The sequence below is a fragment of the Caballeronia sp. SBC1 genome (genome assembly GCF_011493005.1).
Lineage (GTDB): Bacteria > Pseudomonadota > Gammaproteobacteria > Burkholderiales > Burkholderiaceae > Caballeronia.
Genome location: NZ_CP049157.1, coordinates 1155141 through 1168351 on the forward strand (window position 1 = coordinate 1155141; position 13211 = coordinate 1168351).

12 protein-coding genes are annotated in these 13211 nt (G+C 59.5%); 9 read left to right on the plus strand and 3 right to left on the minus strand.

Annotated features, from left to right (window positions below; all coding sequences use genetic code 11):
- Positions 1-23: 23 nt before the first annotated feature.
- Both SBC1_RS23250 and SBC1_RS23255 read left to right on the plus strand, forming a co-directional pair.
- Positions 24-959 (plus strand): LysR family transcriptional regulator, encoded by a 936-nt coding sequence (locus SBC1_RS23250; RefSeq protein ID WP_165095357.1) that lies wholly within the window; start codon positions 24-26, stop codon positions 957-959.
- A 110-nt stretch (positions 960-1069) separates the two neighbouring features.
- Positions 1070-2248, plus strand: coding sequence for a pyridoxal phosphate-dependent aminotransferase (locus tag SBC1_RS23255; protein WP_165095354.1), 1179 nt, complete (start codon positions 1070-1072; stop codon positions 2246-2248).
- Positions 2249-2313: 65 nt separating this feature from the next.
- On the opposite strand, the gene SBC1_RS23260 is transcribed toward SBC1_RS23255, so the two are convergent.
- The gene (locus SBC1_RS23260) at positions 2314-2805 is read right to left on the minus strand and encodes an Lrp/AsnC family transcriptional regulator (protein ID WP_165095349.1); all 492 of its coding nucleotides are present in this window, start codon (positions 2803-2805) and stop codon (positions 2314-2316) included.
- A gap of 164 nt (positions 2806-2969) precedes the next feature.
- On the opposite strand from SBC1_RS23260, the gene SBC1_RS23265 reads away from it, so the two are divergent.
- Both SBC1_RS23265 and SBC1_RS23270 read left to right on the plus strand, forming a co-directional pair.
- On the plus strand, positions 2970-4184 hold the full coding sequence (locus SBC1_RS23265) for a M20 aminoacylase family protein (RefSeq protein ID WP_165095346.1): 1215 nt from the start codon (positions 2970-2972) through the stop codon (positions 4182-4184).
- On the plus strand, positions 4184-5398 hold the full coding sequence (locus SBC1_RS23270) for a diaminopropionate ammonia-lyase (protein ID WP_165095343.1): 1215 nt from the start codon (positions 4184-4186) through the stop codon (positions 5396-5398). Before SBC1_RS23265 ends, SBC1_RS23270 begins: the two co-directional genes overlap by 1 nt.
- Here the strand turns inward: SBC1_RS23270 and SBC1_RS23275 are convergent.
- The gene (locus tag SBC1_RS23275) at positions 5395-6615 is read right to left on the minus strand and encodes an NAD(P)/FAD-dependent oxidoreductase (RefSeq protein WP_165095338.1); all 1221 of its coding nucleotides are present in this window, start codon (positions 6613-6615) and stop codon (positions 5395-5397) included. The genes SBC1_RS23270 and SBC1_RS23275 overlap by 4 nt on opposite strands.
- Before the next feature lie 213 nt (positions 6616-6828).
- On the opposite strand from SBC1_RS23275, the gene SBC1_RS23280 reads away from it, so the two are divergent.
- Positions 6829-7338: an Rrf2 family transcriptional regulator gene (locus SBC1_RS23280; protein WP_165095335.1), complete on the plus strand. Its 510-nt coding sequence runs from the start codon at positions 6829-6831 to the stop codon at positions 7336-7338.
- A gap of 45 nt (positions 7339-7383) precedes the next feature.
- Here the strand turns inward: SBC1_RS23280 and SBC1_RS23285 are convergent, their stop codons facing one another.
- Entirely contained in the window at positions 7384-8325 is a 942-nt protein-coding gene (locus SBC1_RS23285) for a LysR family transcriptional regulator (protein ID WP_165101301.1), read from the minus strand.
- A 108-nt stretch (positions 8326-8433) separates the two neighbouring features.
- Between SBC1_RS23285 and SBC1_RS23290 the strand changes: the two genes are divergently transcribed.
- From SBC1_RS23290 to SBC1_RS23305, 4 genes are all read left to right on the plus strand, one after another.
- Positions 8434-9945: a CoA-acylating methylmalonate-semialdehyde dehydrogenase gene (locus SBC1_RS23290; protein ID WP_165095332.1), complete on the plus strand. Its 1512-nt coding sequence runs from the start codon at positions 8434-8436 to the stop codon at positions 9943-9945.
- A gap of 724 nt (positions 9946-10669) precedes the next feature.
- Complete coding sequence (locus tag SBC1_RS23295; protein WP_165095329.1) at positions 10670-11086, plus strand: hypothetical protein; 417 nt, start codon at positions 10670-10672, stop codon at positions 11084-11086.
- A gap of 142 nt (positions 11087-11228) precedes the next feature.
- Positions 11229-12239 (plus strand): IS30 family transposase, encoded by a 1011-nt coding sequence (locus SBC1_RS23300; protein ID WP_241202253.1) that lies wholly within the window; start codon positions 11229-11231, stop codon positions 12237-12239.
- 382 nt (positions 12240-12621) lie between these two features.
- Positions 12622-13104 (plus strand): contractile injection system protein, VgrG/Pvc8 family, encoded by a 483-nt coding sequence (locus SBC1_RS23305; RefSeq protein ID WP_165095323.1) that lies wholly within the window; start codon positions 12622-12624, stop codon positions 13102-13104.
- The last annotated feature ends 107 nt before the right edge of the window (positions 13105-13211 follow it).

Here is a 13211-nt window from a genome sequence, read left to right on the forward strand (position 1 = left end):
CTATCATTAAGCAAAATTGAACGATGGAACTCGCTGACCTGCGGCTTGTAACAATGCTCGCGCGCTCGGAATCCTTGAGCGCGGCGGCGCGCGTCCTGAACGTCACGCCGTCCGCGCTCTCCATGCGGCTCAAGAAACTCGAAAAGGCGCTGGGCGTAACGCTCGCTACCCGCGATGCACGGCATATGTCGTTGACGGCGGACGGCGCAAGACTGGCGCGCGAAGCGCAAGGGTTGCTGAGCGCTATCGAGGCACTGCCTGACACGTTCCGCGAACAGACCGCGCAACTCGCCGGGCATATTCGGGTTGCCGCGCCGTTCGGTTTTGGCCGCGTGCATATTGCGCCGTTGCTGGCGCGGTTTGCCCGCGCGAACCCGGGCATTCGCCTGCAACTCGACCTGCTCGAAACGCCCTGGCCCCACAGCCATGCCGCCGATATCGTGATCCAGATTGGCACCGTCCGCGACTCGTCCTGGAGCGCCCGGCCGTTGCTCGCGAACGAGCGCTGGTTGTGCGCGAGTCCGGGTTATATCGCAGCCCGTGGTTATCCGCGCGAACCACGTGAGATTCTCGAACACGACTGCATCTGCATCCGCGAAAACGATGAGGATGTGACGCTCTGGCGGGTGCGCCGGCGAAAGTCGGACGCGGGCAGGAAACCGTCGTCGCCAACCACGCTGCGCGTTACCCCGGCCTTCACCACGAACGACGGCAGCGTCGCACGCCGTTGGGCGGAAGAAGGGCTGGGGCTCGTGCTGCGCTCGCAATGGGATGTGGCGGATGCGGTCGCGGCGGGCAAGCTGGTGAGGCTCCTGAGCGATTGGGATTTCGGCAGCGCGCCGGTCATCGCACTCGTGCCTACGCGCAAGGGGCGTTCACTGCGGATCCAGGCATTGCTGAGTTATCTCGCGGCGAATCTTGGCGCGCAGGCTGCTGGTGAGAGGGCGAAAGGGCGCTGACGCTAACGCAGGCGCTTGACGTTCGCGTTCCGGCGGACTTTATAATCGAAGCGATCGAAACAAAAATCATCGCGTGCCGGATCGTTCGTCACGCTTGAAGGAGTGGCCGCATGAAGTATTCGAACCTCGTCGAGCGCCTGCAAGGCAAGCGCACGGCTGCATGGGAAATCCATCACGCTGCGCAGCAGGCTTTGCAGAAAGGCGAGGACGTCATCGTCCTGAGCGTTGGCGATCCCGACTTCGCTACACCTGAAGTAATCGTCGATCGTGCGGTGGCAGCGCTTCGGGCCGGCGACACGCATTACGCGGAAGTGATCGGCCGCGAGCCGTTGCGCTCAGCTATTGCGCGGGATCACTCGCGCCAGACTGGCACGAGCGTTGATGCGAGCAATGTGATCGTGGTCGCGGGCGCGCAGAACGGGCTCTTCGCAACGTCCTTGTGCCTCTGCGAAGCGGGCGACGAGATCATCGTGCCCGAGCCGATGTACCTGACCTACGAGGCCAGCGTCCGGGCGTCGGGCGCCACGCTGGTGCCCGTGGCCGTTGATCCCGCGAGAGCATTTCATCTGGACTGCGCGGCGCTCGAGGCAGCCATCACCCCTCGCACCAAGGCAATCTTCTTCGCCACGCCATGCAACCCGACCGGCGTGGTAATGCCCCGTGAAGATCTTGAACGCATCGCCGAACTGGCTCGCAAGTATGATCTCTGGATCGTCTCCGACGAGGTTTATGCGGACCTGACCTTTGAGCGCGAGCACGTGAGTATTGCTTCGCTGGACGGTATGGCCGAGCGCACTGTTACGCTCGGCAGCTTGTCCAAGTCGCATGCCATGCCCGGTTGGCGCGTGGGCTGGGTGATCGGACCGAAGACGCTGATCGAACATCTCGGACGGCTTGCGCTTTGCATGCTCTACGGCCTGCCGGGCTTCATTCAGGAAGCAGCGTTGACTGCACTCGAGAACCGGGCGCAGATCGTGGCGGACATGCGTGAGATCTACCGGCGGCGGCGCGACGTTGTGTTCAATCGTCTTCGTAGTGTGCCAGGCTTGCATTGCCTGTTGCCCGAAGCGGGCATGTTCATGATGGTGGACGTGACCGGAACGGGCCTGGATGCCTATGATTTCAGTTGGCAGTTATTCCGCGCGCAAGGCGTTTCGCTACTCGATGCCAGCGCGTTCGGCGAGACGGCGAACGGTTACGTGAGGCTGGGTTTTGTGGTCGATGAAACGCGGCTCGCGCAGGCTTGCGATCGCATCGCGGCGTTTGTCCAGGGCTTGTCGCAGCCTTGACGCGAACGGCGAAGGGTTGAACTACGCTTAAGACTTGATGACCGGCGGCGTCGGCGAAGCAACGCTCAAGCCGATCCGCTGTCCGGCTCTTCCGGCTCATCGATCTGAATCTTCGTCTCGAACTTCGAGCAGTTCATCGCGAAGTTGCTCTTGAAGTTGCGCACGTTGTTGTTCGACGAAAACAACCGGCGCGTGAACGCGTGATACCGCTCCATGGACGCCGAGTTCACGATCAACAGAAAGTCGAACTCTCCCGATACTTCGTAGCAGGCCATCACATCGCCTTCCGCCATCATGCGGCGCTCGAACGCGCGTAATAGCGAGTCGTTCTGCTTGTCCAGTTCCACCGATACAAACACGGTCAGCGGCTTGCCGACCCGCATGCGATCGACAATTGCAACCTCCTTTAGCAACACGCCGTCGGCTCGCAACTGCGCGATCCGGCGCTGACAGGTCGCGACCGACGCATTGGCCTCGGTGGCGAGCACGCGAAGCGGCGTAGCCGCGTTTTCTTGCAGGAGGTTGAGGATTCGAACGTCCAGCCGGTCGAGTGCCATGGGGTGTCCTGGGATGAATGCGGCGTTCGTTGAGCTTAAGAGCCAGAAAGGGCTGGAAATAGAACGGAATTATCGGTCATTGGCATCTAAATGAGATTTTTTCTCAGCCGACGGTTCCTATACTTGAGCACAGCAGGAATCGAACGGACACCGGGAGAAACACGATGGACACAAGCAGCGCGGCGTTGGACTTCGATCGTCAATTGACGCAGTGGCGACACCGTTTTCATCGCGCGCCCGAGACCGGTTTTGAGGAACATGAGACGAGCGCCTTCGCGGCGGAGGTGCTTGAGGGCTTCGGGCTTGAGGTGACGCGGGGTATCGGCGGAACGGGATTTGTCGCGAGCCTGTCCTGTGGCGATGGTCACGGTGTGATTGGTTTGCGCGCGGAGATGGATGCGCTCAACATTCATGAGCAAGCACCGGAGCGTAGCCACGCGTCCGTCCGCACCGGCAAGTCCCACGCGTGCGGCCACGATGGGCACATGAGCATGGTGCTCGGCGCGGCAAAGCTGTTATGCGAGCGGCGCGATTTCAACGGGACCGTGCGTTTCATCTTCCAGCCCGCCGAGGAACACGGCAAGGGCGCGAAGGCGATGATCGCCGACAAACTGTTCGAGCGGTTCCCCGTCGATGAAATCTACGGTGTTCACAACATTCCAGGCTTGCGAGCCGGAGCCATTGCAACGCGGGCCGGTGGCATCATGGCGAGTGAGGATAACTTCGTTATCCGTATCAATGGACGTGGCGGCCACGCGGCGCGACCGCATATGACCATTGATCCCATTGTGATTGCTGCAGAGGTTGTGCTGGCTTTGCAGACGGTTGTATCGAGGAGTGTCGATCCCGGTGTGCCCGCGGTGATCTCCTGCACGGAACTGTTTACCGATGGCATTCGCAACGCAATTCCCGGACAGGTAATCATCAAAGGCGATACACGCAGCTATACGCCTGACGTGCAGCGGTTGCTCGAGAGCCGGATGCGCAGCATCAGCGAGGGTATTTGCGCGGCGCACGGCGCTGAATGTTCGTTCGAATACACGCATGAGTTTGTGCCCACCGTGAACACGCCAGAGTGCGTTCCAACGGCGATTACGGCCGCGACAGTAACTGTAGGAGTGGCGAACGTGGACGGCAACGTGGCCCCGATGATGATTTCGGAAGACTTTGGCGCGTTCCTCCAAGTGGTGCCCGGCAACTTCGCGTTCATCGGTAACGGCGCTGATGGCGAGCCGGGTGCGACGCCACTTCACAACGCCCGATACGATTTCAACGACGCTGTCTTGCCGATTGGCGCGCGTTATCTAGCCGAGATCGTGCGCACGAAACTGCCGCTCGTCCATAGCCATAACGATAACCAGAACCAGAGGAAAATTTGATGCTGCAACATAACGCCAGTGCGCGCCGGGGTCGTTACGACGAATCGCTTCGCGAGATCCTGAACATTCAAGCCGCCGATGAAAGCCGCGCGTGGTTATCGACGTGGGATGGATTGAACGCCGGCCCCACACCGTTGTGGGATCTGCCGGATCTCGCTGCCCGGCTAGGGGTTGGATCGATCAGCGTGAAGGACGAAGGCCATCGTTCCCCGCTTGGCAGCTTCAAGGCGCTCGGTGCACCGATTGCGTTGATCCGTTTGATTCGACGCCTTTGGCCTGAGCATGACTTCGTTCCGGCGAAGCTAACTGCCGGGCATTACAAGGCGCTGCTGCAGGATTTCACGGTCATCAGCGCGACCGATGGCAACCACGGCCGCGCCTTGGCAGCGGCTGCGCGCAGTATTGGCTGCCGATGCGTGATCGTGCTGCATCGTCACGTGAACGATGAACGGCGACTCGCCATAGAACAGTTGGGCGCGCAGATCGTGCAGATCGACGGCAACTATGACGAGTCGGTGAAGGAGGCTGCGCGCCTCGCGGAAGAGTATGGCTGGCGTGTTGTCTCTGATACTTCATACGAGGGCTACGAAGCCATCCCGCGCGATGTGATGCAGGGATACGGGACGATCGCGGCCGAAGCAATCGAGCAACACAATGGCGGTCCTCATACTTTTACGCACGTGTTCATTCAGGGCGGTGTCGGTGGCTTGGCGGCCGGTGTCGTCAGTTATTTCGCCGAGCACTTCGGCGAGCGGCGGCCGTGCTGCGTGATTGTCGAGCCGGACCAGGCGGATTGCCTGTTTCAAAGCGCGATCAAAGGACAGGCGGCGCTCGCGACGGGCTCTGTCGACTCGGTCATGGCAGGGCTTGCGTGTGGAGAGGCGTCGCCGCTGGCGTGGCGTTTCCTGCAGGTTCTCGCCGATGTCTTCATGACTATTCCCGACGATGCCGCCGTCAATGCAATGCGAATCTTCGCTGCAGGTGCAGAGCGTGATGTGCCTGTTGTGGCGGGGGAGTCGGGCGCGGCGGGTCTTGCGGGGCTTATCCAGGCGAGCAGCAGCGCGGAAGATCGCGCTGCGCTCGGGCTTGACGAACGGTCGAACGTGCTGCTGCTGAACACAGAGGGCGCTACTGCGCCAGCGTTGTATGAGCAGTTGATGGGATTGCGTGCCGATGAGGTGCTAAAGGCGCAGCAACGCTGGCTGCCGGTTTAGGCAACTACCGTGACCGCGGGATCGGCTGCGGCGAATGCCGCTTCGCGATCGGCAGCAGGCGGATAGATCCACTCGGTGCAAATCTGCCGCTTGAGCACCTTCGCCTCCGTGCCGACGAGCTTGATCTGACGATCCCAGCCTTCGGTAAAAAGCGCTCCCCACGATCCAAGATCGAGACACGTCACATAGACAGGCTGCCGGTAAGGCAAAAGCTCTGCGCCGACTAGATCAGCCGCCACGTTGTGGCCCGCGAACCGGCCCATGTTCATCGCGTGCTGGCATGACATGAGCGCATGATTTCCGGCGTCGTCGGTAGCGGCGAAGGCGACATCGCCGGCGGCGAAGATGTCTTGCATCCCCAACACACGCAGGTTCGCATCCACATGCAAGCGCCCGAGCCGGTCGCGCTCGGCGTCAAGCTTTTTCGTGAGCGCGTTGGCGCGCATGCCCGCTGTCCAGATCACCGTCTTTGCATCGATGCGTTCACCGCTCGATATAACAATCCCATCGGAATCGATGGCGCTCACCGCGGTGCCCAGACGCACCGTTATGCCGAGTTCGGTCAATGCCTGCTCAATCAGAGGCCGGGGACCGAGGCCAAGATCCGGGCCTACGGCATCGGCTTGTTCTATCACGATCACATTGACGGCCGTAGTGCTTCCCAACATGGACCGCAAGCGCGCTGGAAGCTCAGTCGCTATCTCGATGCCCGTAAATCCGCCGCCCACCACGACCACCGTGTTGCGCGCCGGCGTATCGGGTTGATCGGCGAGCTGGTGAAGATGCGCTTCGAGAAGCGCAGCGTCATCGATCTGGTCGATGCTGAACGCGGCTGTAGCGAGGCCGGGCACCGGAGGACGAAACAGCGAACTTCCGCTAGCCAGCACAAGCTTGTCATATCGGACCGTGAATGTTTTTCCATCCTCGCCGATGGCTTCAACTTCGCGGGCCGCTGCACGAATTTCGCTCACGCTGCCCTGGATAAAACGAATTCCGGTTGCCTCAAAGAGCGGCAGCAAGGGCGCTTTCATTCCGAGCGGATTGGATTCGTGAAGACGCGGCCGGACATGCAGCATGGGCTCGGGCGCAACCAAGACCACTTCGATTCGCTCTCCAGACTGGTTTGCGATATCCAGCAGACGAGCAGCACCAAGCGCGCTCCACATGCCGGCGAAACCGGCGCCGACTACCAATATTCTCTTGCCGCTATCAGTCATTTTTCAATTCCATTCATTGATCAGTTGGGCGCATGCTCGAAACTCGAGAAGTCGTGTCATTCGCTTAACTACGACTATATGTGTCGTAGTTGAATTTTGCAAGTGCCTACTTCGACGATCTATTTTCAGGGGAATAGAGCATAGATTGTCGTTGCTCGCCACTGGATGGATATATAGAATGTCACAACTAGGATATATCGAGTCGGAGATAAGATGAGCCACATCAGTTCGGGCGTCGAATACGCTCTGCACTGTCTTTTGTATTTGACCGACGCGCCCGCTGGCGTGGGCGAGGCGAGCGTGCGTGACCTGGCCGAGCTGCAAGGGTTATCGGTGGATTACGTTGCCAAGCTTTTCACGAAGCTTCATAAGGCTGGATTGACCGTCGCCACAGAGGGCGCGCGCGGGGGATTCACGCTCGCGCGACCCGCTGACCGGATCACCGTGCTTGACGTTGTGCTGGCTGTCGATGGTCCGAAGCCGCTTTTTGATTGCCGCGAAATTCGCGCGCGCTGCGCCATCTTCGGGGACACCGCGCCCAAATGGGCGACCAGCGGCACGTGCGCTATTCACGCTGTGATGCTGGACGCCGAGAAGCGCATGAACGAAGTGCTTGAAGCACAGACACTGGCGAGTCTGGCGGTGCGAATGGTTGCGAAAGCGCCGCGCACTTACCATACCGATATCGTCAAATGGATCGACAATCGGGCGATCAGCCGCTAACCCGGTGCGCGATGAGCGAGTGCGACGGCTCTTCGGGCGCGGAGGTTAATCCGCGAAACCGTTTTCGAAGGTCTTGCGCAGATAAGAGACAAATGCGGTCACTGCACGCGGCACGTGCGATGCGTAAGGCCGGACCACATAAAGTTGTTCTGCGAACCCGCCTTTGGGCTGCCACTCTGGCAGTAGCCTGATCAACTGCCCGGCGCGCAGCGCTGCTTGCGCGCTGAAATCGGGCAGCAGCGCAATGCCGAGATCGTCGAGTGCGGCGTCGCGCAGGGCCTCGCTATTGTTCGCGGAAAACGGACCGTTGATAGGCACGGTCACTCGCTCGGCAGCGGTCTTGCGTCCCGTCGCACGTTCGAATGTCCAGGCGGGCACGTCTTGCGCACGCGGATAGAACAGGCAGTCATGCGCGGCCAGGTCTTGTGGCGAGGCGGGTGTGCCGCGCCGGCGCAAGTACGCTCGCGTTGCCACGATCACCGAGTGAGTCGCGCACAGAGTCCAGGCCACGTGCGTTTCCGGCGCGGCGGCGCTATGGCGGATCGCGAGATCGAAGCCCTCGCTGGCAAGCGAACTAATGCGGTCCGACACTTCGAGCTGCACGCGTACTTCCGGATTCGCCCGCAGAAAGGCCGACAGATGCGGCACGAGTTGCTGTCGTGCGAACGCTACCGGGGCGGTGACGCGCAGTTCGCCGCGAGCGATACCCGCCGAATCGCGGACGCCCGCGAAACTTTGTGCAATACCTTCATATTGACCGCGGGTTTGATCGACCAGACGTTGCCCCGCCTCCGTCAGCCGCACGCTGCGCGTTGTGCGCTGCACCAGTGACACTCCCGCTGCGCGCTCCAGCTCGGCAATCCGCTGGCTCATGGCTGCCTTGCTCACGCCGAGTCGCGTGGCGGCGCGCGTATAGCTGCCTTGCTGCGCGAGAATGGTCAGCCAATAGAGATGAGTCCAGAGCGCCTCGACGCGTTGCGTTTCCATATCTTCATTGTTCACCATAGAAAACAATCATTTCAATCATAGCGCCTTTGCAGACGCGTCTGACGTTCTTACACTCTGAAGACTCCCATTTCATTCAGGTGTCACATCATGCAAAGCTTCAGCGATCGCGCGGACGTCGGCCACTTTATTCAGGGCCGCCGTGTTCCCGGTACGGGCACGCGCACCCAGCCGATTTTCAATCCCGCGACCGGCCAGGCAGCACGCACGCTGCGTCTGGGCGATGTCGCCGATGTGGATGCCGCCGTTGCTGGCGCGAAGAAAGCATTTGTGGCCTGGAGTGAGACACCGCCCATCCGGCGCGCGCGCGTCATGCTGCGTTTTCTGGAGCTGATGAACAAGCACCGTGACGAGCTCGCTGCGATCATCACCGCCGAGCACGGCAAGGTGTTCAGCGACGCGCAGGGCGAGGTGTCACGGGGTATCGATGTAATCGAATTCGCTTGCGGCATTCCGCAGCTTTTGAAGGGCGACTACACCGAGCAGGTATCTACAGGTATCGACAACTGGACGACGCGTCAGGCGCTTGGCGTGGTAGCAGGCATTACGCCGTTCAACTTCCCGTGCATGGTGCCGTGCTGGATGTTCCCAGTTGCTATTGCGGCGGGTAATGCGTTCGTGTTGAAGCCGAGTGAGCGTGATCCGTCGGCGTCGTTGTTCATGGCCGGGTTGTTGCAGGAAGCGGGTCTGCCCGATGGCGTGTTCAGCGTGGTGCAAGGCGACAAGGTCGTGGTCGATGCGCTGCTCGTGCATCCCGATGTGAAGGCCATCAGCTTTGTGGGTTCAACGCCGATCGCGAATTACATTTATCAGACTGGCGCGCAGCACGGTAAGCGTGTGCAGGCGCTTGGCGGCGCGAAGAATCACATGGTCGTGATGCCGGATGCGGATATTGATCAGGCTATTGATGCACTGGTTGGTGCCGGTTATGGTTCGGCAGGCGAGCGTTGCATGGCGATTTCGGTGGCCGTGCTGGTCGGTGATGTCGCCGACAAACTGATTCCGCGACTGGCGGAACGGGCACGCACGTTGATCGTGAAGAACGGTATGGAAGCGGATGCCGAAATGGGCCCGATCGTCACGCGTCAGGCATTGGAGCGCATTGAAGGTTACATCGCGCTGGGTGTGGAAGAGGGTGCTTCGCTGGTCGTCGATGGACGTGGTTTGAAGGTGCCGGGGCACGAAGAAGGCTTCTTTACGGGCGGTACGTTGTTCGATCACGTGACGCCTGAGATGCGGATTTACAAGGAAGAGATTTTCGGACCGGTGCTGGCGTGTGTGCGGGTGAAGGACTTTACTGAAGCGGTTGATCTGATCAATGCGCATGAGTTCGGTAATGGGGTTGCCTGCTATACGCGTGATGGACACATTGCGCGCGAGTTCGGCCGGCGGATTGAAGTGGGCATGGTGGGGATCAATGTGCCCATTCCCGTGCCGATGGCATGGCACGGGTTCGGCGGGTGGAAGCGTAGCTTGTTTGGTGACATGCACGCGTACGGTGAGGAAGGCGTGCGGTTCTATACGCGGCAGAAGTCGATCATGCAGCGCTGGCCGGAAAGCACGGAGAAAGGCGCTGAGTTCGCGATGCCTACGGCGAAGTGATTTACGGCGGCGGCCCGTTTCTCGGGTTTGGGGAAACGGGCCGCCGCTTTGCTATTTTTATCCATGAGGCCGGATTTGTACGGCGTAGGCATAACCGCCTGCTTTGCAGCGCGGTTTTTCGCCCTGCTTGACCGCGATGCCAGCGTGCTTGGCGTCCTGCACGAGCTTATGCTGGGCAATCCCCAGCAGTCGGCTACTGACGGGATGACTATCGGCCGCTCCTACAACGTCGTGTCGAAAATCTTCCCATTGAAGTCACTTGACGCACTGCATTTGCTGTCAATGCCTCTCATTGATCTGCTCGCGTAACTCCTCAATCTGCGCTTCGACGTTGACGCCACGAAACCGTACGGTCTGGATAATATCAACGGGCAGTCGTAGTTTGTAGTACAGGTCACTACTAAGACATTGCCAGATGACGTACTAGAAGAATCTCTGGACGAGTTCGTCGCCGCAGAGGTCAAAGGCATGGTTTAGGGACAGCAAGGCGGCCATCAAGGGAATCACCAGTCGTAGTGCGGGTCCGGGAATCTGCCCGGGCCTGTCAAACGCAAAATAGGTCCAAACGGGTCGGGGTCTTCGATTCGATCAGTACCATAGCCATGCTCGCGGCTATAGTCATAGAGCCAGTGCAGCACTGGAGCGTTGACCACGTAGCTACGAGAGCGACGAACATGAAGAACTACGGGCGCATCGAAATGCGGCGCTGTCGCACACGTGCGCAATGGACGCCTTGTCTCGCTGGCCGAAGCTGCGCTCGCTGGCGATGGTCGAGGTCACGCGCGAGATCAACGGTGCGGTTTCAACCGAGCGCGGGTATTACATCAGCAGCCTCCCGCCTAACGCACTTACGATCTCTCAGGCCGTACGTTCCCACTGGCACGCAGATAATCGATGCATTGGGCACTCGACGTGGCCTTCAGCAAAGATCGGTGCCGTGCACGGGTGGACAACGCCGCACGGAACTTCACTGTCCTTTCGACGCATCGTGATGAGCCTGCGTAAACGCGATACGACATCCAAAGTAGAGCTGAAGATTCGCCGTCTGAAAAAGCGTGCGCGAACAACCGCTATCTCGCTGAACTCCTCGGCTGGCAAGACGTATAGGAATTTGACCTTTTTAAACTGCCCTTTCATCTAGCGGTGGAGACCAAACAGATTAAGCCGCCTCAAAAAAATCCACATTTAAATTATCTCAAAATTAGAGCCGCATATAATTGGGGGCGGCCTCAAAAGCGAAGTGCAACACCTATCTCGTATAAGGTGTCGCAATGCCCGAAAAAATTTCTTACCAACAACTTCAGCCTGAAGAACGCCTGATCATTGCAAGCTTGCATCTGCAGGGTTCAAGTATGCGAGCCATGGCTCGCATACTTGGGCGCTCGCCGGGAACTATCAGCCGCGAGTTAACGCGAAACAGCTCTCCTGTTGGCTATGCATCAGTGCCTGCTGCAGCGCTTTGCAGCGCGCGCCGCAGTGCGTCACGCCCTCGGGCCAAGCTTTGCCCGCAAAGTGTCTGCTGGCGCATCGTTCTCACCCTGCTTGAGTGGAAATGGTCGCCTCAGCAGATATCGGGCACACTGAAGCGCATGTATCCAACCGACTCGACCCAGCACGTCTCGCACGAAACCATCTACACGGCTATCTATGCTCAGCCGCGCGGTGAACTGCGCCGCCAACTCATTGCCTGCCTGCGCCATGGCCACAGCACGCGCATGCCACGCACGCGGGGCACCGACCGGCGCGGACAGATTCCCGACATGGTCAGTATCCACGTGCGCCCGCCCGAAATTGAAGACCGACTGCTGCCAGGTCACTGGGAAGGCGACTTCATCAAGGGTGCGAACAACCAATCCTCTGTAGGCGTTCTGGTCGAGCGCACCAGCCGCCTGGTGCTGCTTGCCAAGATGGAGGACGCCACCGCCGCTTCAGCGCTAGCGGGCTTCTCCGCCAAACTCAATTCGATTGTGGCGCCCTTACGGCAAAGCTTTACTTACGACCAGGGCAAAGAAATGTCGCGGCATAAGGAGCTGGCCGCCGCCACCGGCGTGAATGTCTACTTCTGTGACCCACATAGCCCCTGGCAACGTGGAACCTGCGAGAACACCAACGGGTTGCTGCGCCAGTATCTGCCTAAAGGCACGGACCTATCGGTCTACAGTCAGGAAGAACTCGACGCGATCGCCGACAGTCTGAACAGCCGCCCGCGCGCCACTCACGCGTTCCATTCGCCATTCGAGGTCTTCGCTGCGACACTTGCCTCAGCAAGCCAACCTCAAGGCTCTAAACACTAGCCCCTCCTGTTGCGCTTCGGTTTGAAACCGCCGGGTTAAAACTAGGATGATGACGATCGACGGACAACGATTGACTCTAATCGGAAAATCGTCTTTGCTATTAATGAGACACGCAAGGAGGCATGCCCCTCGCATGTGAATAATTGCCATGCACCGACGAACCAGCGCTCAGCCCCGTGACATAGAGGTTTCCGAGCGCTAGGCCAGCCCCAGTGAGATCCTGCACGCGGCGCAAGTTGCGCGTCGCCGAAACGCAAATTCGCTGACTACCGGCAGCAATTATAGAGGACTACGGCTGAAATACCGGCGTAGTGCCTGTGCATGGGCGTAAACACAAGTTTGCCGTTTAACGATCGGTACCGTTTTCTTGAAGGACTTCTGCATGCTGACTTTTTCCAACCATCGCACCGTCACGGTTAGTGTTCCCGCTCTACCGGTGTCGCCGACAGACGAGCCGGTGTTGCAGCTAAGCGCTATCGACGCCCGGGAGAACCTGTCGGAAATCTATACGTATGCGCTGGATTGTCTGACGCCGCTGACTCTGCAGATGCTTGATCAGTGGGCGACCAATCTAGACATCAAGGCGATGTCCGGCAAAGAGCTAACCGTCGCGGTGCAGTTCGACGGAATGAGCTCGTTTGTGGCGGCCGCGTCGGGCATGTCCGGTGCGGCCAACATCGGCCAAGGCACTGGCGAGATAAGCGACGTTGTGAACGAGGCAAGCTTTGAAGGGCAGTTTACCCGGCAGTGCCGGTACAAGCTGAAGATGCTGCCTTGGAGTTTTCTGGCCGCCCAGAAATCTGACTCCCGGATTTTTCAGAAAAAAGCCTCGGTCGGCAGCACGTTCGCAAACATTGGAGATTAGGCATGGCAACGTCGCCGGATTGGAATAGTACAGAGCCCCGGGATGCTCGCAAAGGTGTGCCTACAGCCGAGTTAGCAAAAAACGATGACAAGGTCGCAGAGCATGAA

Excerpts from the sequence above, each read along its gene's own strand:
- SBC1_RS23280 (WP_165095335.1), top strand. The coding sequence starts at position 6,829 with ATGAGCCACATCAGTTCGGGCGTCGAATACGCTCTGCACTGTCTTTTG.
- SBC1_RS23290 (WP_165095332.1), top strand. The coding sequence starts at position 8,434 with ATGCAAAGCTTCAGCGATCGCGCGGACGTCGGCCACTTTATTCAGGGC.
- SBC1_RS23265 (WP_165095346.1), top strand. The coding sequence starts at position 2,970 with ATGGACACAAGCAGCGCGGCGTTGGACTTCGATCGTCAATTGACGCAG.
- SBC1_RS23255 (WP_165095354.1), top strand. The coding sequence starts at position 1,070 with ATGAAGTATTCGAACCTCGTCGAGCGCCTGCAAGGCAAGCGCACGGCT.
- SBC1_RS23275 (WP_165095338.1), bottom strand. The coding sequence starts at position 6,615 with ATGACTGATAGCGGCAAGAGAATATTGGTAGTCGGCGCCGGTTTCGCC.
- SBC1_RS23295 (WP_165095329.1), top strand. The coding sequence starts at position 10,670 with ATGGACGCCTTGTCTCGCTGGCCGAAGCTGCGCTCGCTGGCGATGGTC.
- SBC1_RS23270 (WP_165095343.1), top strand. The coding sequence starts at position 4,184 with ATGCTGCAACATAACGCCAGTGCGCGCCGGGGTCGTTACGACGAATCG.
- SBC1_RS23260 (WP_165095349.1), bottom strand. The coding sequence starts at position 2,805 with ATGGCACTCGACCGGCTGGACGTTCGAATCCTCAACCTCCTGCAAGAA.
- SBC1_RS23305 (WP_165095323.1), top strand. The coding sequence starts at position 12,622 with ATGCTGACTTTTTCCAACCATCGCACCGTCACGGTTAGTGTTCCCGCT.
- SBC1_RS23250 (WP_165095357.1), top strand. The coding sequence starts at position 24 with ATGGAACTCGCTGACCTGCGGCTTGTAACAATGCTCGCGCGCTCGGAA.
- SBC1_RS23285 (WP_165101301.1), bottom strand. The coding sequence starts at position 8,325 with ATGGAAACGCAACGCGTCGAGGCGCTCTGGACTCATCTCTATTGGCTG.